The 23,783-nt window shown below is 69.5% G+C and carries 18 protein-coding genes, 2 tRNA genes and 1 pseudogene; 15 read left to right on the forward strand and 6 right to left on the reverse strand.

The window, feature by feature from the left end; genetic code table 11:
• Positions 1 to 25: 25 nt before the first annotated feature.
• Positions 26 to 98, reverse strand: a tRNA-Glu gene (locus tag ACFVX4_RS07450).
• 276 nt (positions 99 to 374) lie between these two features.
• Between ACFVX4_RS07450 and ACFVX4_RS07455 the strand changes: the two genes are divergently transcribed.
• From ACFVX4_RS07455 to ACFVX4_RS07485, 7 genes and pseudogenes are all read left to right on the forward strand, one after another.
• The gene (locus tag ACFVX4_RS07455; protein WP_356480155.1) at positions 375 to 725 is read left to right on the forward strand and encodes a metallopeptidase family protein; all 351 of its coding nucleotides are present in this window, start codon (positions 375 to 377) and stop codon (positions 723 to 725) included.
• Positions 726 to 906: 181 nt separating this feature from the next.
• On the forward strand, positions 907 to 1,494 hold the full coding sequence (locus ACFVX4_RS07460; protein WP_389972800.1) for a hypothetical protein: 588 nt from the start codon (positions 907 to 909) through the stop codon (positions 1,492 to 1,494).
• A gap of 239 nt (positions 1,495 to 1,733) precedes the next feature.
• Complete coding sequence (locus ACFVX4_RS07465) at positions 1,734 to 3,803, forward strand: DEAD/DEAH box helicase (protein WP_389972802.1); 2,070 nt, start codon at positions 1,734 to 1,736, stop codon at positions 3,801 to 3,803.
• Positions 3,804 to 4,037: 234 nt separating this feature from the next.
• Positions 4,038 to 6,176 (forward strand): FG-GAP-like repeat-containing protein, encoded by a 2,139-nt coding sequence (locus ACFVX4_RS07470; RefSeq protein WP_389972804.1) that lies wholly within the window; start codon positions 4,038 to 4,040, stop codon positions 6,174 to 6,176.
• A gap of 190 nt (positions 6,177 to 6,366) precedes the next feature.
• Positions 6,367 to 7,886 (forward strand): annotated as a pseudogene (locus ACFVX4_RS07475) (amino acid permease).
• 91 nt (positions 7,887 to 7,977) lie between these two features.
• A tRNA-Lys gene (locus ACFVX4_RS07480) sits at positions 7,978 to 8,050 on the forward strand.
• Between the two features lie 418 nt (positions 8,051 to 8,468).
• Positions 8,469 to 10,418 (forward strand): AAA family ATPase, encoded by a 1,950-nt coding sequence (locus tag ACFVX4_RS07485; protein WP_389972806.1) that lies wholly within the window; start codon positions 8,469 to 8,471, stop codon positions 10,416 to 10,418.
• A gap of 61 nt (positions 10,419 to 10,479) precedes the next feature.
• Here ACFVX4_RS07485 and xerC read toward each other — a convergent pair whose 3' ends face one another.
• Positions 10,480 to 12,000 carry a tyrosine recombinase XerC gene (gene xerC, locus ACFVX4_RS07490; protein WP_389972808.1) on the reverse strand — a complete coding sequence of 507 codons (1,521 nt, stop codon included), beginning with the start codon at positions 11,998 to 12,000 and terminating at the stop codon, positions 10,480 to 10,482.
• A complete protein-coding gene (locus tag ACFVX4_RS07495; protein ID WP_389972810.1) occupies positions 11,997 to 12,662 on the reverse strand; it encodes a helix-turn-helix domain-containing protein in 666 nt (221 codons plus the stop codon). The genes xerC and ACFVX4_RS07495 overlap by 4 nt, the downstream gene beginning before the upstream one ends.
• Positions 12,663 to 12,771: 109 nt before the next feature.
• Here ACFVX4_RS07495 and ACFVX4_RS07500 point away from each other — a divergent pair, with 109 nt between their 5' ends.
• The 5 genes from ACFVX4_RS07500 (at position 12,772) to ACFVX4_RS07520 (ending at position 17,890) form a co-directional block, all read left to right on the forward strand.
• Positions 12,772 to 13,002: a hypothetical protein gene (locus tag ACFVX4_RS07500; protein ID WP_266359528.1), complete on the forward strand. Its 231-nt coding sequence runs from the start codon at positions 12,772 to 12,774 to the stop codon at positions 13,000 to 13,002.
• Positions 13,003 to 13,236: 234 nt separating this feature from the next.
• Positions 13,237 to 14,457 (forward strand): DUF3631 domain-containing protein, encoded by a 1,221-nt coding sequence (locus ACFVX4_RS07505; protein ID WP_389972812.1) that lies wholly within the window; start codon positions 13,237 to 13,239, stop codon positions 14,455 to 14,457.
• Positions 14,458 to 14,649: 192 nt separating this feature from the next.
• Positions 14,650 to 15,471: a DUF2637 domain-containing protein gene (locus ACFVX4_RS07510; protein ID WP_389972814.1), complete on the forward strand. Its 822-nt coding sequence runs from the start codon at positions 14,650 to 14,652 to the stop codon at positions 15,469 to 15,471.
• A gap of 362 nt (positions 15,472 to 15,833) precedes the next feature.
• Positions 15,834 to 16,175: a plasmid mobilization relaxosome protein MobC gene (locus ACFVX4_RS07515; protein ID WP_389972816.1), complete on the forward strand. Its 342-nt coding sequence runs from the start codon at positions 15,834 to 15,836 to the stop codon at positions 16,173 to 16,175.
• Complete coding sequence (locus ACFVX4_RS07520) at positions 16,172 to 17,890, forward strand: mobilization protein (protein ID WP_389972818.1); 1,719 nt, start codon at positions 16,172 to 16,174, stop codon at positions 17,888 to 17,890. The genes ACFVX4_RS07515 and ACFVX4_RS07520 overlap by 4 nt, the downstream gene beginning before the upstream one ends.
• Before the next feature lie 111 nt (positions 17,891 to 18,001).
• Here ACFVX4_RS07520 and ACFVX4_RS07525 read toward each other — a convergent pair whose 3' ends face one another.
• The 3 genes from ACFVX4_RS07525 to ACFVX4_RS07535 are packed head-to-tail and all read right to left on the reverse strand — an operon-like array spanning position 18,002 to position 20,589.
• Positions 18,002 to 18,916, reverse strand: a complete 915-nt coding sequence (locus ACFVX4_RS07525) for an FAD-dependent oxidoreductase (protein WP_389972820.1) — start codon at positions 18,914 to 18,916, stop codon at positions 18,002 to 18,004.
• Between the two features lie 4 nt (positions 18,917 to 18,920).
• Entirely contained in the window at positions 18,921 to 19,490 is a 570-nt protein-coding gene (locus ACFVX4_RS07530; protein ID WP_389972822.1) for a cysteine hydrolase, read from the reverse strand.
• A 25-nt stretch (positions 19,491 to 19,515) separates the two neighbouring features.
• Complete coding sequence (locus tag ACFVX4_RS07535; protein ID WP_389972958.1) at positions 19,516 to 20,589, reverse strand: helix-turn-helix domain-containing protein; 1,074 nt, start codon at positions 20,587 to 20,589, stop codon at positions 19,516 to 19,518.
• Between the two features lie 275 nt (positions 20,590 to 20,864).
• On the opposite strand from ACFVX4_RS07535, the gene ACFVX4_RS07540 reads away from it, so the two are divergent.
• Genes ACFVX4_RS07540 through ACFVX4_RS07550 form a run of 3 tightly spaced genes read left to right on the forward strand, consistent with a single transcriptional unit; the run spans position 20,865 to position 23,779 of the window.
• Complete coding sequence (locus tag ACFVX4_RS07540; protein ID WP_389972824.1) at positions 20,865 to 21,332, forward strand: NUDIX domain-containing protein; 468 nt, start codon at positions 20,865 to 20,867, stop codon at positions 21,330 to 21,332.
• Between the two features lie 3 nt (positions 21,333 to 21,335).
• Positions 21,336 to 21,983 (forward strand): hypothetical protein, encoded by a 648-nt coding sequence (locus tag ACFVX4_RS07545; protein ID WP_389972826.1) that lies wholly within the window; start codon positions 21,336 to 21,338, stop codon positions 21,981 to 21,983.
• Positions 21,980 to 23,779 carry a DUF4254 domain-containing protein gene (locus ACFVX4_RS07550; RefSeq protein ID WP_389972828.1) on the forward strand — a complete coding sequence of 600 codons (1,800 nt, stop codon included), beginning with the start codon at positions 21,980 to 21,982 and terminating at the stop codon, positions 23,777 to 23,779. Before ACFVX4_RS07545 ends, ACFVX4_RS07550 begins: the two co-directional genes overlap by 4 nt.
• Positions 23,780 to 23,783 lie beyond the last annotated feature (4 nt).

Here is a 23,783-nt window from a genome sequence, read left to right on the forward strand (position 1 = left end):
GACTAAGTGTCGCACAGGTTGTGCGTGCCCCCAACGGGATTCGAACCCGTGCTACCGCCTTGAAAGGGCGGCGTCCTGGGCCACTAGACGATGAGGGCGTAACTACTGGCACTGCTGCTTCCGTGTCTGATGTCCGAGGACGTCAGAAGCATGTGGCTCCGCTTTCCCTCGGGAGGTTCCGCTTCTCCTTCAACCTCTTGAGGTTTCAGAACGGTCAAGCCCTGACCGGCGCCCTTGGGCACGTCGCAGACTGTACTACGGCGTTTCGGCGTCAGCCAAACCGAATAGGCGCAGGGCTCGACCCGTCGGCAGACGGCGGTCGTCCCCCGGTCCGGACCGGGGCGCCGCGACCGGTAGTACGGGACAATGGCGGGGTGCTGGAGATGACGCGCGAAGAGTTCGAGGGACTGGTCGCCGAGGCGCTGGACCGGATCCCGCCGGAGCTGACGCGGCTGATGGACAACGTCGCGGTGTTCGTCGAGGACGAGCCCGACCCGGGTGATCCGGAGCTGCTCGGGCTGTACGAGGGCACGCCGCTGACCGATCGCGGCGAGTGGTACGCGGGGGTGCTGCCGGACCGGATCACCATCTACCGCGGGCCGACCCTCCGGATGTGCGAGTCCCGCGAGGACGTCGTCGCCGAGACCGAGATCACGGTCGTCCACGAGATCGCCCACCACTTCGGCATCGACGACGCGAGGCTGCACGCGCTCGGCTACGGATGAGTGCGCCCCGGGCGTCTGCGGGGTGTGCCCAGCGGCGTGCGGGCCGGGCGCGGAAGGCGTGCAGGTGGTGTGCGGGCCGGGTCCGGGGCGTGTCCCCGGCGGGGCGACGGGAGTTGGGCACGGCGCCCCCACTCGTTCCCGTACCGCTCCGCTCCTTCCTCGTACCCCGGAGGTGCCTCCCGTGCGCCAGTTGTCCGTCCCCGTCCGATGGGCGGCCGTCATCGCTGCGACGGTCGCCACGTCCACCGGCTGCATGAGCATCGGCGACGGCGGAGGGAAACCGGCACCGTCGCCGTCGCCGTCGCCGTCGCCGTCGCCCGAGCACGGGGGGAGCGCCGCCCGGCCGGACGGCGGCACGGTGGCGGGCACCGGCCGGGTCCGTACCGGAGGCGGCCGGGCCGAGGCGCACTCCGAACGGGAGGCCGTCGAATCACCCGAGCCGGGCCGCTCCGCCGGGCTCTCGACCGCTCCCGGTGGCGTGCGCCCGGATACGGAGGCGGGCGGCGCGGAGCCGCCCCGGGGCACTGTGCCGCCGGCGCCCTCGGCCTCGCCGCCGGGGCCCGGGGTGCCGCATCAGTCCGCATCCCCGGTGCCCTCCGGGCCCGCGACCCCCGAGCCGCCGAGCTCCCCCGAGCCGGAGCCGTCCGAACCCTCGCCGCCGCCGTCCGCCTCGCCGGCGGCACAGCTGCGCAGCGAGGCGATGGGTGCGTCGGCGGAGTCGGCGCCGCTGCGGACGCCCGAGGTATCGCCGCAGGTGGGGCCGGTGTAGCGGGGGGCGGGGAAAGGCCGGTTTGCGCGAAGTGGGGGGGAGTGCGTATGGTAGTAGATCGTTTGATCCCATTGCCCGGCGCCGAAACAGAAGCGCGCCGTGTGGCGCGTACTCTCCCTTGCCGTGGCTGGACCGCATTGAGGCGGTCGAAATTGCGAATCACGGAGTTACGGGCGCGTGCCGAGACTCCGGAAGGTTTCGCATTTCGCATGTCAATTTCCAGTTCTGACCACACCGTCATGCCCGAGAACATCGAGAACGACGAGCTCGTCGAGGCCGCCGAGGCCGTCGTCGCCGAGTCCGCCGACTCCATCGAGGCCGACGCCCCCCTGGCCGAGCAGGCCGACACCGACTCCGCCGACGCCGATGCGGACGCCGAGCCGACCGTCACCTTCGCCGACCTGGGCCTGCCCGAGGGCATCGTCCGCAAGCTCGCGCAGAACGGTGTGACGGCGCCCTTCCCGATCCAGGCCGCGACCATCCCGGACGCCCTGGCCGGCAAGGACATCCTGGGCCGCGGCCGTACCGGCTCCGGCAAGACCCTCTCCTTCGGTCTGCCGACCCTGGCCTCGCTGGCCGGTGGGCACACGGAGAAGAAGAAGCCCCGCGCGATCATCCTCACCCCGACCCGTGAGCTCGCGATGCAGGTCGCGGACGCGCTGCAGCCCTACGGCGACGTGCTCGGCCTGAAGATGAAGGTCGTCTGCGGCGGTACGTCGATGGGCAACCAGATCTACGCGCTGGAGCGCGGTGTCGACATCCTCGTCGCCACCCCGGGCCGGCTGCGCGACATCATCAACCGGGGCGCCTGCTCCCTGGAGAACGTCCAGGTCGCCGTCCTCGACGAGGCCGACCAGATGTCCGACCTGGGCTTCCTGCCCGAGGTCACCGAGCTGCTCGACCAGATCCCCGGTGGCGGCCAGCGCATGCTCTTCTCCGCCACCATGGAGAACGAGATCGGCACCCTGGTCAAGCGCTACCTGAGCAACCCGGTCACCCACGAGGTCGACTCCGCCCAGGGCAACGTCTCGACCATGTCGCACCACGTCCTCGTCGTGAAGCCGAAGGACAAGGCGCCGGTCACCTCCGCCATCGCCGCCCGCAAGGGCCGCACGATCATCTTCGTCCGCACCCAGCTGGGCGCCGACCGCATCGCCGAGCAGCTCGTCGAGGCGGGCGTCAAGGCGGACGCGCTGCACGGCGGCATGACCCAGGGCGCCCGTACCCGCGTTCTTGAGGACTTCAAGAAGGGTTACGTCAACGCGCTGGTCGCGACCGACGTCGCCGCCCGCGGTATTCACGTCGACGGCATCGACCTGGTCCTGAACGTGGACCCGGCCGGTGACCACAAGGACTACCTGCACCGCTCGGGCCGTACTGCCCGTGCCGGCAAGTCCGGTGTCGTCGTCTCGCTGGCGCTGCCGCACCAGCGCCGTCAGATCTTCCGCCTGATGGAGGACGCGGGCGTCGACGCCTCGCGCCACATCGTGCAGGGCGCGGGCGTCTTCGAGCCGGAGGTCGCCGAGATCACCGGTGCCCGCTCGCTCACCGAGGTCCAGGCCGACTCCGCGAACAACGCCGCCAAGCAGGCCGAGCGCGAGGCCGCCGACCTGACCAAGCAGCTGGAGCGCGTCCAGCGCCGCGCCGGTGAGCTGCGCGAGGAGGCCGACCGCCTCGTCGCCCGTGCCGCGCGCGAGCGGGGCGACGACCCGGAGGCGGCGGTCGCCGAGGTCGCTGCCGAGGCCGAGGCCGCGCTCGTCGCAGCCGCGTCCGTCCCCGAGCAGCCGGCCGCGCGTGACGACCGTCGCGACGACCGGGGCAGCTACGGTCGCCGTGACGACCGCGGTGGTGACCGCCGTGACGACCGTGGTGGATACCGCGGGAGCAACGACCGTGTCGGCGAGCGCAGTGGCCGTCCCTCCGGCGGGTCCGGCTACCGCGGAAGCAACGACCGTCCGTCCTTCCGCAGCAGCAACGACCGTCCGTCCGGTGGTTTCCGTTCCGGTGGTGGCGACCGTCGGGACGACCGTGGTGGCCGTTCGTTCGAGCGTCGTGACAACGACCGTCCGTCGTTCAACCGCGACCGTCGTGACGACCGCCCCTCCGGTGGCTTCCGCTCCGGCGGCAGCGACCGTCCGTTCAACCGCGACCGTCGTGACGACCGTCCCTCGGGCGGCTTCCGCTCCGGCGGCGGCGGCGACCGCCCGACCGGCCGTCGCGACGACCACCGCGGTGGCACCGGCACGGGTACCGGCACCGGCACCTTCGGCCGCCGCGACGACAAGCCGCGCTGGAAGCGCAACGGCTGAACGCGGTGAGGACCTGCTGAAGGTCTGCTGAAAGGTCTGCGAAGCGGGCCCGCTCTTCACGAGCGGGCCCGCTTTTCTTTTCACTTCCCTCACATGAGTGACCGCTGCTAACATCCGGCCACTTGTACAGGGGCGCGACCGGGGGCTTTGCGTGCTTTGCGTGATTTCTTTGCGGCGGACTGCCGTTGATCACCTGTGCCTTCATGCCTTTCAGGCATTTCGGGGAGGACCCTTTTGGCTCGCTCTGCTTCTCCACGCGGTCGTGGCGCCCGGCGCCGTATCGCCGCCCTGGCCGCTCTCACCGTGGTCGCGGCCGGTCTCGGCACGATGCCGATCGCCGTCGCGGCGGATACGCCGACCCCGGTGCAGACCGGCGGGGTCTGGGGCATCGACTTCGCCGGCGGAACGCTGAACACGGTGGAAGTCGCCCCGAGCGGCCCGCAGTTCGTGTTCGCCCGTCAGGTCGCTGCGGACGGGGTGACGGTGGGCGCTCCCACCTCGATGGGATACGCCGACACCTACGCGACCGGTGCGCATGTCAAGCGTGTGCCGTGCGACGCCGGTTCCTGCGTACCGCTGCGCGCCACCGGCAACGGCCATGTGGGCCGTTTCTTCGTCGACAACGGCCAGGAACGTGCCCAGATCTGGCTGACGGCGAGTAGTTTCCACAGCTCCGACGAACCCGCTGTGACCGGTGGTCGGTTCGTGGACGCGACCGGACGCTATTTCGTCTACAACGCGGCATCGACCGGCAAGCAGTACGTCGACGCCGTCGACGAGTACCGCAGGACGGATGCGCGGATGACCCGGTCCATCACCGCCGCCTCGGTGTGGGGATCGGCGCTGTGGACGGCGAGTTCCACCGCCGGAGTTGTCACCGCGACCGACCTCGAACAGAAGAAGGTCGTCGCCACCGCCGCCACCGGTGCCCCGTGCGTGATCAAGGAACTTCAGACCGTCGGCCGCTGGATCTACTGGAACTGCGGCACGAGCGGCGTCGCCGGGGTGTACGACCGTACGGCGAAGAAGAGCGTCACCGTGCCGTCCGGCGCCGCGCTCGTCGGCGACGGCTATCTCGTCCGGCACGACCGCACTGCCGGGAAGCTGGTGCTCACCGACTTCCACACCGGGAAGGCCGCGGCGCCCCGGGAGATCGCGGACCTGCCCGCGGGCAACACCGCCGACCAGCGCCGGCTGACCTGGGCCGTGGACAAGTTCGGCGGCGACATCGCGTACGTCGGCCCGGACCAGGCGATCCGGATCGTGCCGAGCGGGGTGCCCGCGCAGCCCCTGGCGAAGATCGAGTCGGATCTCAACTCCGGGTACATCGATCTCAAGGACACCAGCGGCGGCCAGAACTGGGAGAGCACCTGGCAGCTGAACAGGCCCGCGACCTGGACCTTCGTCGTGAAGGACGCGCATGGACGTACGGTCCGCACCCTGTCCGGGGGGCCGGGCGCCGAGATCGACGTCGCCTGGGACGGCAGGACCGACGCGGGCGGCTACCCGTTGAACGAGATCCACACCTGGACGCTGACCGCCAGGGCCGCCGAGGGCGGCGGCACGTACACGACGAGCGGGAAGATCGCGGTCTCCGGCGGCCTCCAGGGCCACCACGACCAGGGCGGCAGCGACTTCGGCGAGCTGGTCACGCTCAACTCCGTCGGCGAACTGACCCTCCACTACACCGAGGGCAAGGGGAAGCTCGACCGGAAGCGCTCCGGCGCCGGCTGGCCCAAGGGCACGGTGGCGGTCCCGTTCGGGGACATGGGCGGCGACCGGTGCGCCGAGATGCTCGTACGGATGCCGGGCGGGGAGCTGCGCCGGTACGCCGGGAAGTGCGGCGCCCCGTACACGCCGAACAGCAGCCACACCTCGTTGGGCACGGGCTGGAACGCGTACAACGTCCTGACCGGGCCCGGTGATCTGACCGGTGACGGGCGCCCCGACCTGCTCGCGCGCAAGGCGTCGACCAGCGATGTGTACCTCTTCGCCAACGACGGCCACGGCAAGCTGAAGGCCGGGGTGAGGATCAGCTCGTCCTGGACCGGCTACTCGAAGGTCGTCGGTGCCGGAGACCTCAACGGCGACGGGTACGGCGATGTGCTGGCCCACCACAAGGACGGCACCCTCTACCGCTACGACGGCACCGCGGGCGGAAAGCTGAAGGAGCGCGTGAAGGTCTTCGCCGCCTGGGGCACCTCGTACAACACCATCGTCGGGGTGGGCGACATCACCGGCGACGGGAAGGCCGACCTCGTCGAGCGGGACAGCTCGGGCAACCTCTTCCGCAACAACGGCAACGGCAAGGGGTCGTTCGGCTCGCGTACGAGGATCGCCACCGGCTGGCAGGGCTACAAGGGGATCTTCTGACGGTCGGGGGAGCCGGCCGACACACGCCGGAAGAAGCGCACGGAGATCACCCGAGCGCTGCCGAGTACCGCTGAGGCCCATGGAGGGCGCGGCCTGCGGGTCGCGCCCTCCATCGCTGCCGTGGCAGGTTTTCCCAGTCGTGACCCCGGCGACCGCATGTGTGCTCCGGCACGGGGGAATTGCTGGGTGCATGACAACCGACACGGGCGAGGACCAACCACCACCGGGCGTCTCCGACGAGGAGTGCCTCGCGCAGCTCGGGTACACGCAGACGCTGGCCCGGCGCATGTCCGCATTCTCCAACTACGCCGTCTCGTTCACGATCATCTCGGTGCTCTCCGGCTGCCTCACGCTCTACCTCTTCGGCATGAACACCGGCGGCCCCGCCGTCATCACCTGGGGCTGGGTCGGCGTCGGCCTGATGACGCTGTTCGTCGGCCTGGCGATGGCCGAGATCTGTTCGGCGTACCCGACCTCCGCCGGCCTCTACTTCTGGGCCCACCGGCTGGCCCCGCCGCGCTCGGCCGCGGCCTGGGCTGGTTCACGGGCTGGTTCAACGTACTCGGCCAGGTCGCCGTCACCGCCGGGATCGACTTCGGGGCGGCGTCGTTCCTGGGCGCGTATCTGAACCTCCAGTTCGGCTTCGGGGTCACCCCCACCCGTACGATCCTGCTCTTCGCCGCGATCCTGCTGCTGCACGGCCTGCTCAACACCTTCGGGGTGCGGATCGTCGCGATCCTGAACAGCGTGAGCGTCTGGTGGCACGTCGTCGGCGTCGCCGTCATCGTCGGCGCCCTGACCTTCGTGCCGGACTCGCACCGGTCGGCGTCGTTCGTCTTCACCGAGTTCGTGAACAACACCGGCTGGGGCAGCGGCTTCTACGTCGTGATGATCGGTCTGCTGATGGCGCAGTACACCTTCACGGGCTACGACGCCTCCGCCCATATGACGGAGGAGACCCATGACGCCGCGACGGCCGGCCCGCGTGGCATCGTCCAGTCGATCTGGACCTCCTGGATCGCGGGCTTCGTCCTGCTCCTCGGCTTCACCTTCGCCATCCAGTCGTACGACGGAGCGCTGGACTCGCCGACCGGCGCCCCGCCCGCCCAGATCCTCCTGGACGCCCTCGGCGCCACCACCGGCAAGCTCCTGCTGCTGATCGTGATCGGCGCCCAGCTCTTCTGCGGCATGGCGTCCGTGACCGCCAACAGCCGCATGATCTACGCCTTCTCGCGGGACGGGGCCCTGCCCTTCTCGCGCGTCTGGCACACGGTCAGCCCCCGCACCCGCACCCCCGTCGCCGCGGTCTGGCTCGCCGCCGTCGGCGCCCTCGCCCTGGGCCTGCCGTACCTGATCAACGTCACGGCGTACGCGGCGGTGACCTCGATCGCGGTGATCGGGCTCTACATCGCCTACGTCATCCCCACGCTGCTCCGCCTGCTCCGGGGCGACGAATTCACCCCGGGCCCCTGGCATCTGGGCCGCTGGTCCCGCCCGATCGGCATCGTGGCGGTGGCCTGGGTCGTGATCATCACGGTGCTCTTCATGCTGCCGCAGCTCTCGCCGGTCACCTGGGAGACGTTCAACTACGCGCCTGTCGCGGTGCTGGTGGTCCTGGGCTTCGCGGCGACATGGTGGCTGGCGTCGGCGAGACACTGGTTCCTCAAACCGGATCACAAGCGCACGATCCCCCCGGACGAATCCCTCTGACGGCCCGGGATTTCACCGCGACGGGGCCCGGTGGCCGATACCCGATCGGCGGCCGGGCCCCGGCGGGCTATGCTCAGGGGTGATTCGCCGAGGGCCGTTAGCTCAATTGGCAGAGCAGCGGACTTTTAATCCGTTGGTTGTGGGTTCGAGTCCCACACGGCCTACCGCCGGCAGCACAGGGGGAACCCCCTCTGACCTGCTACTTAGCGCCTCGATCGGTTTCATCCGGTCGGGGCGCTTCGTCGTTCCCGGCCTTTTGCGTGAGCGATGCGTGAGCGGACGGTCCGACAGCAGGGGCTACGGCGGGACCTAGGGAGCGGCGGAACGACGATGTACGGGCGTGAGGGATTTTCTCCCACACCGCGCAGTGAGATCGGCTGCGAGCATGTCGTTGTTCCGGCGACCATGCTCCTCGACGGGATGCAGCCGTACGGCTCACCCGACTACTGCTCTTGCAAGTTGCGCCACCGCGTCCTGGGCTCCTTCAGCGGGCTGTAATCCGGAAAACCTCTCATCGGGTAACGAGTGGGCTGCTAGCGTCACGATCATCACCTAGGCGGGCACTTGCCCCATCCATACCTCATGCTCAGGACGATCGTGAAGATCAAGCGCGCGCGCATCGAGAACTTCTGCTGTCTGCACAAAGTGGATGTCTCCTTTGAGGAGATCACCTCCTTTATCGGGCCGACCGGCGTCGGTAAGTCCACCGTGCTACGCGCCCTTGATTGGTTTTTCAACGGCGAAAGGTCGCTCTCGCTGAGTGACGACGATGTCCATTCGGCGGCAAAGGGCGGGTGCATCGTCGTCGAGGTGGAGTTCGACGGGCTAACCGTCCACGACCGGGAGGTCCTCGGGCGATACGCACCCGACGGGGCCGAGAGTGTGAGCGTCTGGCGGACCTGGCAGAACGGCGAGGACAAGATCACGGGCAAGGCGCTCGCGTACCGCCCGTTCGAGGAGGTGCGGCGGTTCGAGAAGGCGACCGACCTACGCAAGGCGTACGACGAGCTGCGTGAGGGAGATATCAGCCTGGGTTTGCCGAAGGCCGGGAGTAAGGACAAGGCGCTTGAGGCCATGCGGACTTGGGAGCTAGCCCACCGGGATCAGCTCACCGAGTCCGAGGTCGAGGACACTCACTTCTTCGGCTTCGCAGGGCAGAGCAGACTGGGTCAGCTGATCGACTTCGTTTTCGTCTCGGCAGACCTTCGGGCCTACGAGGAGGCGGACGATCAGAAGACCACGGCGCTCGGTCGAATCCTGGACCACGCTGTGGACCGGACGGAGGCGAACGAGCGGCTTGGCGAGATCGAGGAGAGCGCCCATCTAGCCCGGCAGGAGGTACACACGAAGGTGTACGGCCCAGTGCTGGATGACATCTCGGCCGCGCTGTCCTCGGAGGTTGCGAAGTTCACCACGGGGCGTCAGGTAGTGGTGACTCCCACCGTCCATGCACCGAAGCCAGCCCGAACCACTTTCCAGGTGAGCATCCGCGACGGCGCAGCAGAGACCACAGTCCACCGGCAGGGGCATGGTTTCCAGCGAGCTTTGATCATCGCCGCACTGAAGTACCTGGCTGATCGTCGGCGCCCTGAAGGCGACACACGGACGTTGTGCTTGGCAATCGAGGAGCCCGAGCTCTTCCAGCATCCGCCGCAGGCTCGAACCTTCGCGAAGGTGCTGCGCGAGCTGGTGGCCACTTCTCCTGCGGGGCGCACTCAGGTCATGTATGCCACTCACAGCCCTGTCTTCCTCGACCCCGCGGGCTACCACCAGATCCGCCGTTTGTGCCGAGTCATCGGCGAGGCGCATCCCGTCACCGAGGTACGTCAAGCATCCCAGGATGACCTTTGCCGAGCCCTCGACGGCCTGATCGATGCGAAAACGGTCAAGAGCCGGACGATTGGCAGGTTGGCTGGCGTGTTCGCGGAGGGGTTCTTTGCCCACGCGGTGGTGTTGGTAGAGGGCAGGGGCGACGAGGGCGTGATCGTGGGTTGCGCTGAGCGCGCCGGGATCAACCTCGGAGCAGAAGGCATCAGCGTCATTGAGGTGAACGGTAAGGACAACCTGATGATTTCCGACGTGTTGTTCAGGACGCTGGGGGTTCCCTGCCATGTGGTGTTTGACGGGGATGCGCGTGGGGAGGAGCGCAAGCGGCAGTCGACGGAACACCTGATCCCGGAGCAGCAGCGGCGGGCGAAAGACCTGGAGTACGAGCGCGAGGCGCGGCGGACGCGGCAGAAGAACGCGGATCTGCTGCGATACCTCGGTACCACGCCCGCCGCCCAGCCGCCGGACGAGACCACAGCCAGGTACACAGTTTTCGAGGACAACCTGGAAAGTTACCTTGGGCAGCACTGGCCAGCTTGGGACCGACGCAGAAGGGAGCTGGTCAGCTTAGGCGAGTGCGCCGATGGTAAGAACGCGGCGACCTACCTGGAGGCGACGCGCACCGTCGCTACCAATCCGCCGTTCCTACTTCACGCCATGCTGGAGAATGTGCGAAGCCTTGGCAGGATCACGGTGATGGTCTAGCTGCGGGACTTTCCCCTGTCTCTAGTTTTCGTGGTGCGTCACTCCGAACACGGTCCCTGGTCTATCGCGCCCTCTGTTGGCTGGCACGACGAGGAATCAAGGCGGTAGCAGCTTCAGCAGCAGCCTTGTCGACCTCGGGCAGCAGGCTCGTGTATGTGTCCGACGTGAGCGTGATCGTGGAGTGGCGCAGCGTCTCCTTGATCGTGTGGAGATCGCCACCCCCGCCGTGAGTGAGAGTGGCCGCGACGTGTCGCAGGTCTCGCAGGGTGATCGGCGGCAGGTTGGTGGTGGCGAGGATGCGGCGGAACGTCTCGGAAACCGTCTCCGGGTGCAGCCAGGAGCCGTCTTCGCGGGTGAACACCTTGCCGGTCTCGTTCCAGGCGTCGCCCCACTTCTCCCGGGCGCTCAGCATCGCTTTGTGGTGCTCCCGCAGAAGAGCGACGTTGACGCTGTCCAACGCGATGGTGCTGGCGCTGCCGTCGGTCTTGGGGGCGGACTCGTAGGTGTCCCAGCCGTCGACGACGATTTCCTTGGCCGGGGTGATGAGGCCGGCGCTCAGGTCGACATCGGTCCAGCTCTGGCCAACGGCCTCGCCCCTGCGAAGGCCACGGGTGCCGACGAGGTGGAAGAGAGCGTAGAGCCGATCGGATTCGGCCGCGTCCAGGAATGTGCCGAACTGCGCCGGCGTCCAGACCATCACCAGTGACGGCAGCTCACCGGTGGCACGCCAGCGTTCCACCCGCTGGGTCGTCCAGAGCAGGGGCTTCGGGCGCTTGCCGGACTCCAGCTCGACGTGGGAGGCCGGGTTGAAGGTGATGTGCTGCTGGGCGATCGCCGCGTTCAGAGCCGCTCGCAGCGTGCGCCGGATGCTCTGCTGCGTCGCTGGGCCGGTGATCTTCCGGAACGGCTTCATCTCGGCGAGTTTTTCCCGCTCGACGGCGAGCCGCGCCCGCTCGGCTGCGATGGGGCGGCCGGCCTTGCTGGGCTTGCACCTGGCGATCTGCTCGCGGCGTTCGAGGTTCTCCGCCTGGATCACCTCGTTGGCGTCGGCTATGCCGTCGTACATCTCCACCAGGTGGCCGACGTTGAGACGGTCGAGGCGGACATGGCCGATGCGCGGCTTCAGGTGCACGCGTATGTGCGAGGCGTACCCGTTGAGCGTCGTCTTGCGTGACTTCTTCGAAAGAAGCCACTGGTCGAGCCATTCGCCCACGGTACGTCGGCCGATCAGGTCCAGTCCCGCCCTGAAGCGCCTGCGGGTGTCCTCGATGTCGGGCAGCGGAGCCTTCTCGTCCGCGACCTGTTCGAGCAGGGCTGCGATGCGGGCCAGGTCGTGCTCGTCGTCGGAATCGGCGATGGAGATGAGAGCCCGTACGTGGTCCAGGTCGGACTGCGCGGCCTTCAGCGTCTCGTAGCCGGCGCGGTTGAAGGAGCGGCGGGTGCCGTCGGCGCGGGGTGGGAGTTCCTGGCGTATGGAGTAGGAGCCGTGCTTGCGGCTGGTGAGCTTGGGGCATTTCTTGCCGAGCGGCTTGCCGGTCTTGGGGTCGCGGCAGTAGCAGCGACGGTGAGTGGAGCCCTTCAAAGGCGTTCCTCCGTGGCGGTGTCAGGGGCCCATTCGGGCGGGTCGACGTCGTGGAGTGCGGGTGGGAGGTCGGGTGGGGTGGCTCCGTCCTCGCGGAGCTCCCGGCGGAGGTGGCGGAGCCTGTACTTGGCGGAGATGGCCTGGTCGGCGTACTCGCTCCGCTTGCGCTCGGCTTCTTCCTGCTGGGCGCGGCCGGTTGCCGCCTTCGCCGCGAACCGTGCCTGCTCCTCTTCTTCGAGCGCGGCCAGGGCGGTGCTTACGAGGCTGGCGTGGGCTTCGAAGAAAGGGACTAGGCCCAGGTCGTGTCCGGGCACTTCTTGTTCGCCGGTGAAGCGCCGTAGGGCGTCCCAGGTGGGGACGAGACTCTGGAAGGGAAGTTCCTGGGTCTGGTCGACGTAGCCGACCGGGAAGATCAGGCAGGCCGGGTACGTCTCCAGGGCGGCGGCCAGGACCATGACGTCCACCAGCGGAAGGCTTGCCCGGCGGCCGGACTCCATGTTGGCGATCACGTTGCGCGGGATGGGGTGCCCGAGCTGCTCGCACTGGTCGGCCAGGTCCTGTGCGCTCCACCCCATCTCCTTCCGTCTCCGGCGGACTTCGCCGGCCACGTTTGCCTTGACCCGGTCCACCCACTCGGGGAAGTCGTCCTCTTCATCATCCATACCGAGTTGTGTCATGCAGACACATTAGCTTGAGGATGCTGGTTGGTAGGTGCCTGGAGCCGGACGTGACGGTCACGTTCGCCGAGGGCTGTACCGAAAGGGATGCCGCATGCGTGAAAACGCCACAGCCGGACGAGCGAAGGGGATGAGCCGGGAGGATCTGTTGGCCCTTCCGGTGGCTATTGACCTGGAGACAAGCAACCGCGCCCTGGGGCTTGGTCGGAGCAAGGGCTATGAGCTGGCGAAGCGGGGGGCTTACCCGTGCAAGGTCCTGCGGCTCGGCAGCGCCTACCGCGTCGTGACTGCGGATCTGCTGGATCTGCTCGGGCTGGCGGCGTGAAAGGGCGGCAGCGTAGCAGTCCATTCTGCGTTGAACTGACACAGAATCGCTGGACTCTTGGCGGGCATGGACGTACCGTCCGTGTTCCCTCGCGATGACCTTGCGCCCGCGAGACGGGAATGGGCCCCCGGCGGCGCAACGCCGGAGGCCCCAGCAACCCCCAACGGCCCGCAAAGAACCAACCCGGCGGCAAGGGCGCGCAAGCCCGCCACCGCCAGACGAGGAGCTGCCCCCGTGGAACACGAAGCAACCGAGCCCTATTCCACCCCCGGCAAGCCGTCCTGGCCGCCGGTCGCCATACCCGGACAGCCGTCCGAGCCCGAGCCGTCCGTGGACGGACCCGACAGTTCCTCGGCCTCCGAAGGTGAGCGGGTGCTGACGGAGCTGCGGGAGCAACTTCGCCGGTACGTAGTGCTGCCTGGTGAGGAAGCCTTCACGGCGGTAACCCTGTGGGTGGCGGCAACCCATCTGCAGACCGCATGGCAGCACGCTCCGCGGCTGGCCGTCGTCGGACCGGCGAAGCGGTGCGGCAAGTCGCGGCTGCTGGACGTGATCACCGAGAGCGTCCACGATCCGCTGATCACGGTCAACGCCTCGGCCGCCGCGGTGTTCCGGTCGATCACCGAAACCCCGCCCACCCTGCTGGTCGACGAGGCCGACACCCTCTTCGGCTCTGCGAAGGTCGCGGAGAAGAACGAAGAGATGCGCGGCCTGCTCAACGCCGGGCACCAGCGCAACCGCCCCACCCTTCGAGTTTCTGGTCCCAACCACGAGGTGTCGAAGTTCCCGACCTTCGCCATGGCGGCCCTCGCGGGCATCGGCGATCTGCCGGACACGATCATGGACCGGTCGATCGTCATCCGGATGCGCCGCCGCAGGCCGGGCGAGAAGGTGGCGGAGTTCCGCACCTACCGCGACACCCCACCCCTTCACACCCTGCGCGACCGGTTGGCCGCCTGGCTGGCACCGCTGCACGCCGACGCGATGGAGCTGACCCCAGCCTTGCCGGTCGAGGACCGCGCGGCCGACACCTGGCAGCCGCTGGTCTCCGTCGCGGACCTCGCCGGCGGGCCATGGCCCCACCTCGCGCGTACCGCCTGCCGGGTCATGGCCAAGTACGAGGCGGAGCAGGATCAGGACCGCAGCAGTCTGGGCATCCGCCTCCTGGCTGACATCCGGCGCGCCTTCGCCACCGAGGGCGACCCGTCGATGCTCCGCACCAGCCGTCTTCTCGACATCCTCAACCAGGATGACGAGACCCCGTGGCCGGAGTACACCGCCAACGGCCTGACCGCCCGGGGCCTGCAGATCCTGCTCCAGAAGTACGGCATCGGTTCGGCGAATCACCGCTTCCACGGCAACGTCCAGGCCAAGGGCTTCACTCGCCAGCAGTTCGCCGACTCCTGGGCACGCTACTGCCCCGAACCCGCGCCGGAAGCCACGGCCCGGGCCTGACCCGGCACGATCCGTCGCGACTCGTCCCCGCGCAGGTCAGCGCGGTGACGAGTCGAGGGGCGGTGACGAGTCGACTCGACATCACCGCCCCACCCGTACCTGCCCTGACCAGGCACGCAACGAGTTGCGACGGGTCTCTCTCCCCCCACCGGGCCACGTCAGCCGCACCTCCGTACCCTGGAGCACTCTCTCTTGCCTTCCCCTGCCTTCGCCGCAGCGCCGTCCGCTGCCCCGGTGCCCCTGGCCGCCGCGATCCGCACGGGTGTGGCGCTGCTAGCCATGGCGGCCTTCGCGCTGTCCTACGACGCTCTGCGTCAGATGGCCGCCGCCAGCCACATCCACCGGGTGCTCACGTACGCCTTCCCGCTCGTCATCGACGGGTTCATCGCCATCGGGATAGGCGCCCTGCTCGTCCTGCGGACCGCACCGTTGTCCGCCCGCCTCTACGTCTCGGCGCTGGTCGGCGTCGCCACCGCCACGAGCATCTGGGCCAACGTCCTGCACGCCATCCGCCTCAACCAGCAGACCCGCCACACCAGCCTCGCCCTCGACGACATCACCGTCGGAGTCATCTCCGCCATCGCTCCGCTCGCCCTGGCCGGAGCGGTCCACTTCTACCTCCTCGTCGCACGACGCCCCACGGCCACCGGCCGCCACAACACCATCGGCCACAGCGCCAATGACGGCCACAAACCCGCTGTGGGAGACATGGGCCGCGAGACGGCACCGCCAACCGCCACGAGCGCCAGCGACGTGGCGCAGCCCGTCGCGAAGCACCTGGCAAAGACTCCGCACCAGGCAGGTATGCCGGGAGGTACTCCGCCAAGCATTTCGCTGGAGCAGGCCATCGACATCGGTCGTACGGCTCCTCTCGGCCGGGCCGACCGCATCTCGCGCCGCAACGTCGAGAAGGCGATCCGGGACAAGGGGTTCGGCATCTCCCGAAGCCGCCTGGACAAGGTCAAGGACCTGCTGCAGGCCGAACTCGACGAGGCCACCGCAAGCACCGGCTGACTCCGCAGCCCGTCGCCCTCGCCGGCCCTTCCTCGAATCAGCAAGGGAAGGGCGGGTCCTCACCACCACCCCTTGCAGGAGTCCACATGCACGACCTCAACCACGAACTCCCTCCATCTCAGAAGCAGGTGACTTACACCCCGGCTTCAGGCGGAGCAAGTTGTCCCGGGAGCAATGCTCCCGGAGTTCCCGCCCCAGGGGTGGCGGGACCGGTCCTGCGCCAGGGGGCACCGGACCGGTCGGCTGCGGCCGAGGGCGGACCGCAGCCTGGAGGGGGACGACAGGCCGAATCCCTTTCGCGGCGGCGTCAGCGCGCCCGTCAGCCGAAGCCCCGAAAGCGCCTGCACCAGCCCAGTTGCCGCATGAACGACGCCGAATACAAGCGCTTCACCGACGCAGCAGCTACGTGCCAGATGACCAACGCCACCTTCCTCGCCTACGCCGTCGACAAGGCCGCCCGCGACCTGACCCGCACCGCCGCCGAGATCGCCACCGAACGGGAAGTCCTCAACGAAGTGTTCGCCGCCCGCCGACACCTGGGCCGCATCCACGGGCTGTTCAACCAGGTCGCCAAAGCCCTCAACTCCGGTGCCGACGCACCCCACCTCGACGCCACCGCCCAGGCCGTCCTGAGCGCGGCCCGCCGGATGGAGGATGCCACCGATGCCCTGCTCGCCCACCGGGACGGCAGTGCCCCGGCATGATCCCCCGCATCCACAAGCGCGGCAGCGAGACGATCGGCCTGATCCGCTACCTGTACGGTCCCGGCACCCACGAAGAGCACACCGACCCGCACCTGGTGGCGGCTTTCGACCCGCTCACTCCCGACCCCGGCCGCGACCCGAAGGCCACCTGCGGGCAGCTTCAGCGGCTGCTCGACCAGCCCGTCAATGCCCTGCCCGCCGGCCGACGCCCCAAGAAGCACGTGTGGCACCTGTCCGTACGTGCCAGCCCCGAAGACCCGATGCTGTCTGACGACGACTGGGCCGCCATCGCCCGCCGCATGGTCGCCGCCACCGGCATCGCCCCCGACAGCGGCGATGCCGCCTGCCGGTGGGCTGCCGTCCGGCACGCCGACGACCACATCCACATCATCGCCACCCTGGTCCGCGACGACGGCCGACGGCCTCGCCTGCACAACGAAGCCCGCCACGCCCAGACCGAAGCCCGCCTCATCGAAGCGGACTACGGCCTGCGCCGGATCACACCCGGGGACGGCACTGCCGCAAAGCGCCCTACCAGCGCCGAGCGCCACAAGGCCGAACGCCGCGGCCAGCAGCGCACCCCGCGCGAGGAGCTGCGGGAGGCGGTCCGTCGCTCGGTGGCCGGTGCGGCGGGCGAGGAGGAGTTCTTCGGCCGCCTCGGCGCGGCCGGCCTGCTCGTCCGGCGCCGTATCGCGCCGTCGGGCGACACCCTCGGCTACACCGTCGCCCTCCCCGGCGACCGTAACGGCAAGGACGAGCCGGTCTTCTACTCTGGCTCCAAGCTTGCCCCGGACCTCTCCCTGCCCCGCATCCGCGAACGCTGGACCCAGAACCCGGACGACCCCACCCAGCAGCCTGCCTTGCCGTCGGTGACCGGGCCCGCGTCCGCACGTCGGCGCACCACCAGCGCCGCCTGGCGGGCCTTGCTCGTCATCGACCACGGTGACGACGGCATCATCGCCGCGCAGATCGCCGCCACCGGCGAGGTCCTCGACGCCCTCGCCCAGACCTCCGCCGCCCATACCCGCCACGAACTCCAGGCAGCAGCCACCGCGTTTGAACGCGCCTCCCGTTCCCACGTCCGCGCCGTACGCGGCCACGACCACGCCCTGCGCCGAGCCGCCCGCGACCTCGTCCACAGCGGCCCGGCCCTCGGCCGAGGTGAAGACGGCGCCACCACCGCGATGGTCATCGACATGCTGGTCTTCCTGATCACCGCCGCCGAGCACTGGCATGCCAGGAAACAGCACGCCCAGCAGGCCCAAGCCGCCCACCGAGCCGCCGCACACCTTCGCGCCGCCTACCCGGCCGCCGCCAGCAACCCCATGGCCCTGCTCCACCAGCAGGGCAGCCGCCTGGCCCCCTCCTGGCAACGCCACCACGCCACCGCCGTACGCCACGCCCTGCCCAAACTGGCTGACCGCATCCTCGCCGAACCCAGCTGGCCCGCCCTCGCAGCCACCCTCCACGAAGCCCGAACCACCGGACACAACCCCACCACCCTGCTCACCCAGGCAGCTGCCCTACGAGAACTGGACACGGCGGAACACGTGAGCGACGTGCTCGTGTGGCGGCTGCGACGGATGGCCTACCTCCCCGCTGATCCCCAGAATTCCCAGGCCCGGCGAGCCAGCGGCGCCCGCGCCGTCTCCGCGCCAGGACACCCCGCCCACATCGGAACCAGGCCCGCGAACGGTTCCCCGCGACAGCGCTGAACCGTAAAAACCGAGCGGTACCGCTTGTCGCTGCTTCGCCATCATGGGCGGATGACGCGTAGCGATGCCGATCTGAACGCCCTCCTTCGCCGCCGTACCGCACGGACGTGGTCAGCCCTTGGCAGGCAGCTCCCGAGCCGCGTAGTAAGCGTGCAGTGCGGCCTCGCTGCCGGATCCCAGAGCGGTCATGATCCGTTGGAAGCGGGCGGAGCGGAGGTCGCCGGCCACGATGATGCGGGAGTGCTGGTCGGTGGGCGGGCAGTATCCGTCCACGCCACGGGTCAGGTCTCCGGGCGGGGCGGTGGGCGCGTTTCCGATGCTGAGGTAGGCGGCGTTCGCCGAGATCGTCCGCTGGGTACCGTCCTGGCCCACCGCTTCCGCTGACACCGAGGCGCCTTCTCCGCGGTTCAGCGTCAGGTGCTCAACGGGGAGGAGCGTGACTCGGGGGTCCTCGCGAATCTCTTCGATCTTGTACGCATCAGCCGCCGGGTACGCCACGAGCAGGCGGGTGTCGGTGTCCGGGTGGGCCCGCAGGAAGGTGCCGATCGGGCGGTCTCCGCCGAGGACGAGAAGGGTGCGGCCCTCGGCGTCGTCCGCCTCGGCCTGCCAGAGCGGGGGCAGGGTGAGGCTGTCGGGAGTGGTGATCCAGGTGACGTCGCGGGGCTGGAGCGGGCCGACTCCGGTGGCAACGATGGCGTACGGGGCGGTGAGGCGGGTGCTGGCGTCGACCGTGGCGGTCACCTGGTCGTCGTCGGCGTGGAGTGCGGTGACGTGTCGGCCGAGTTCGAGGCGGCACAGCTCCGTGCCCTTCAGCTCCGCGACGATGGAGTCGGCGAGCTCGGGGCCGCTGGTGTAGCCGCCGAGGACGTTGTTCAGGGCCGGGATCCGGTAGAGGTTGCGGCACAGCCGGTCCGGCTCGATCAGGATCGAGCGCATGCCGACGCTGGCGGCCATGCGGGCGGCGGCGCAGCCGGCCGGGCCGCCGCCGATGATGATCAGGTCGGTGTCGTGCAGCGTGTCGGCCATGGAGCTATTCCAGCACCGGGGCCCCGGCGTACGCAGTGAGTTGACCGATCACGTGGTCAGTGGTGACGAGTTGGCCGGTTCCGATCAGTCGGCGGGCGACGAGGAGGCCGGCGTCGTGGACGTCGGGGCCGGCGTCGGTGGCGCAGGCGTCGGTGACGATCCAGGGTGCGTAGCCGTGTTCGAAGGCGTCGGCGGCGGACTTCAGGACGCAGCTCTCGGTGGCGATCCCGCAGAAGACGAGGTCGGTCCAGCCGGCCCGGCGGATCAGTTCGGCAGCCTCCGGGGTGAGGAGCGTGTACCCGGTCTTGTCGACGACCGTGTGTGCGTGGGCGGCAGCCTCGGCGAGCTCGGGGACGATGTCGGTCTCGGGCGCTTCCTGGAGCCGGTGCCACTGGAAGAAGCGCTCGTAGGGGCTGTCCGGATAGTTGAAGTACCGGGTGAAGATCACGGGGCGGCCGGCGACGGACCACTGGGCGACCAGGTCGGAGACCGCGGGCACGGCGTGGCGACTGTGGTGGTTCACGAAGCCGTTCTGCATGTCGATCACGACCAGTGCGGCGCTGCCGATGTCCATCCGGTATCTCTCCTGCCCAGGGTTCTCAGCCGACGCTCTCGCGCAGAGCGTCCTGTGCGGCGCGCAGCCGTTCGGCCAGCCCGCTGGTCTTCATGATGGCCTCCCGCATGAGGACGTGCTGCGCGGTCTCCTGGGCGCGGGCGGTGGTGAGCCGGGAGGAGGCGGCGCGCAGGAAGCGCCAGCCGTACTGCTCGGGCATGGAGGGGTCCTGGCCGTCTTCGATCATCTGCTGGACCTGGCGGGTGAAGCACCACAGGGCCTGGACGGTCAGCTCGCAGGCGACCAGGTCGTCGATGGTGAGGCCGCGCTCGCGGGAGTGGGAGGCGTAGGCGACCCCGGACCAGCCGGCGTAGCCGGTGGAGACTCCCCGTACGCCGAAGGACACGATGTCCGGGTGGTCGAAGCCGGTGGCGAGGAGCGATGCCTCGACCGTGCCGTCCAGGGGCGCGGGCCCGCCCGGGGCGCCGCGGTCGACCAGGACCGAGGGTGTGGACAGCAGGCGCAGGGCGGTGTCGTAGGCGTCTCCGGTCCAGGGTTCGGAGGTGAGCCAGTACAGGGAGAGGACGTACTCGGGGTTGGGGGTGCGGTCGTGGTCCTCGTCCAGGAGGTCGCGGAGCTTGTTCCGTGCCCAGGGCAGGTCGGAGGCGTACGAGCGGTAGCGCCAGACGGCGAGGTCGGTGAGTGCGGGAGGCTCGTGCGGTTGGACGAGGTGGAAGACGGCGGCTCCGCACGCGAAGACGTGCAGAACGCAGTCCTGCGATTCGGGGTGGTCCACGCGGGCCGAGGAGGACTCCAGCCACTGGTCGTCCGCGCCCGGCGTCATGTGCGCGCGGAGCCGGCCGGCGCGCTCGACGCCGATGAAGACCGGCAGGAACTTGTGGGAGTCGACTCCGATCCGGCCTGTGACGGGTGGAGCAGCGCCGTTCGTTCCCAGGGCTGCTGCGAACCGGGCCTTCACGTCGTCCGACGCGCGGGCTAGTGCGGTGTCGAGGACGGCTTGAGATTCACCACGAGGCTGGTAACTCGCCCCGCCGCCTTCCCAGTTCGATACGGTCCGGTCGCTCACACCCAGGTAGGCGGCGAAGTCCCGCAGGCTCATGCGCAGGGCGTCGCGTAACAGCCGGGCTTCCCGGCCGGACCATCGCTGCACCGTGACCACCGTCGTACCCCCTGTCCGTCACCCGGTGGAACGCCGAAACGCCCAGCGTAGCCAGCCGTGTTCAGCAGCGCTGCGGCATTGCTGCAGCACGTCTACGTCACACCCCGTCACCGACCTGCACCATGCTGAGTTCACCGAGCCGGGGAGGTGCCGAGCGCGACCAGGCGGCCCTCCGCCCGTTCTCTCCGGTACCACCACCTGAAGGAGCAAACGGCATGACCGACATCGTCAAGCGCAACGCCCGCGCCATCCTCCTCGACGGCGACGAGCTGATCCTGATCAAGCGCACCAAGCCCGGGAGGGAGCCGTACTGGGTGTCGGTCGGCGGAGGGGTCGAGGAGGACGACGCGACCATCGAGGCGGCCCTCCACCGGGAGGTGTTCGAGGAACTGGGCGGCAAGCTGGAGCGCGCCGAGCTCGTCCACCTGATCACCGACGAGCTGGAGGGTGGCGTCGGCGTGCAGCACATCTTCGCCGCGCGCCTGGAGTCGATGGACCTGGCCGCGCGTACGGGAACGGAGTTCTCCAAGCCGGAGCGGGGCGGATACGAGGTGGTCCGGGTGCCGTTCACCGCCGAGGCCGTCCGCGAGCTGAACCTGATGCCGCCGGAGCTCGCCGACTTCATCGCCGCGAACACGGACGCGATCGTTTCCGTCCTCGATACCCCGATCCGCGAGGCGTGAGCAATGGCCCAGGTCCCGGACTTCGTCAGCCTCAACGGCCCTGACAACGTGGGCAAGACGACCCACCTGGTGCGGCTGGCCGGGCGATGGGGCGGCTTCCAGCCGCTGGGGTCGGTCCACGAGCACGACCCCGAGCCGTGGGCGCGGGTGGCGGTCGGCGACTACGCCCGGTGGTGGTTCGAGATGTCCACGACCGTCGAGCTGACCGAGATGCTGCTCGTCGGCCACGCCAAGCGGGCCGCCGCCCGCGAGGCCGAGCGCACGGGGCTGCTGGACCGGGGCCTACCCATGCTTCTCGCCGTGGCCACCGCGACGTGCGTGGTCAAGGACGGGTTGACGGTCGGCGAGGCGTTCAAGACTGTGACGGGCATCGCCGGTTCGCGGGTCATCGCACCGGAGACCGCGATCCTCCTGCTGCCGTCACTCGACGCCGAACGCAGCTACGCCATCACGAGCGCCCGCGAGGGTCGCCCCTGGACCGGGGTGTACCCGGCCTATCAGAAGACGCTGCACGCGGTCCTGCTTCACCAGGTCGACCACGGCGCGTACACCGCGGTCGTGGACTGCGAGGGCCGCTCGCTGGACGGCATCCACGCCGACGTACTCGGCCACGTCGGCCTTTCACGACTCGCCGATGGGAGTCTCCGATGACCCAGAACTCCCCGCCCCTGGTCCTGCCACCTGGTCTGTCACGGACCCTAGCCACGCTCCAGGACAAGGACCGGCAGCGCCTGGACGACACCGTCACCCGGCTCCACACCGTCAACGGACGCCTGTGGAACGCCGAGGACCGGGTGCGCGGCGCCTTACTGTCCGCCGCCCAGGTCGCCGACTGCAAGCGAGAGATCGACCAGCTCAACGCCGAACGCAACGCGCTCGCCGAGCGGGCCGACGAGGTCCTCGGCTCGCTGACGGACGCGGGCCGCGCCGACGCGCCACTGCACACCGAGACGCTCGCATCCGTCGTCGACCGCTTGTCGGTATTGACGCTGCGGATCTGGCACAGCGAACGGGCGGCGGCCCGGGACGAGCTGGCCCTCCGGCGCGTCCCCGCCCTCCACGGCCAGCGGGAGGAGCTGTGCGCCGCCCTCGACGCGCTGGTCTCCGATGTCGTGGCCGGCCGCCGTCGGCTTCCCGTACCGGCCCGCTTCAAGCTGTACGGCCGGGACGACGCCGCCCCGACGGAGGTCAAGCCGAGCCGGCACCTGCGCAGGGTTCTCGCCTTCGGCGGGTTGAGCGAGTGCGGCAAGAGCACCAGTGCCGAGTTCGTCCAGCGCACGTGCGGTGCCCAGCGTCTCAAGATCGGCTTCCTGCTGCGGCAGGCGGCCCACCGGGAGGGCCTCGCGGACCCGTACGCGCTGTCGGCCCGTCGGCAGGCCGAGCTGCTGCTCGGCGAGCTGAACCGCTTCGCGGACGCTCACGTCGACATGCGGCTGTTCACCATCGAGTCCGTCCACGACGACGCATCGATCGCCGAGCTCAAGCAGCTCATGGGCGACACGCTCCAGATCGTCTATCTGGATGCCTCCTTCGCCGTACGTGTCGAGCGGTCCGGGACGTCGGCCCAGGCCGTCGCCGCGAAGGACGAGATCAAGATGAGTCGTGGCGCCCACCAGGTCGCTGCGCTCGCCAACCACGTCATCGACAACACGGGAAGCATCGCCGCCCTCCGCGCCCACCTCCGGCGCATCGCCGCCCCGCCCGCCGCCACAGCGCTGCGCGTGGCCACCCCGTACGGGCTGGGCCTGCCAGCCGCCGTCGCCTCGGCGACGGCCGACTTCACCGACGCGGTACGGGCATACGGACCTGGCGTGCGGCTCGTCGCCCTGACCGGCAGTCCCGGCGAGGGCAGCTGGATCACCGGCTGGTCCGATCTGGACCTCCTCGTGATCTCCGAACACGAGGCCATCGGCCAGGTCTACGAGGCCCTGGACCAGTACCGGACCGCCCTGGACGGCGCGGCCTCCCTCGGCCCCACCCTCGTCACCTCTGGCGAACTGACCGCCCGGCGCCTCACCCCGCGCCTGGCATTCGTCCTCCACCAGCTCCAGCAGGGCAGCCCCGTCCTGCACACCGCGCCCGGCCTCGAACTGCCGACGATCGGCCGAGACGAGCTCGCGTTCGCCGCCGTCCGAGAACTCCCGCAGGTCATCCTGACCATGCGCCGCCTGCGCGCCGATGCGGATCCGACCACCCTGCGGCAGCTCTACAAGCACCTCGTGCTCGCCTGCCGCCTCCTCCTGCGCGAGCACAACCAGTGGGAGTCCGGTCCCGACCGGATCCTCGCCGCATCCTCCCGTATGCCGGGCCTGCCCGCCGTGTCGGTGCCCTCCCTGGCCGAGATCGCCAGTGCCTGGCGCGACGGCGACACCGAGCTCGTCCTCAAGCCCGTCACCACGGCCGTCGATCAGCTTCTCACCTGGTACGCCGCCCAGCTCGCCGCCTGAACGG

It is taken from the genome of Streptomyces sp. NPDC058240 (assembly GCF_042882135.1).
Taxonomy (GTDB): domain Bacteria; phylum Actinomycetota; class Actinomycetes; order Streptomycetales; family Streptomycetaceae; genus Streptomyces.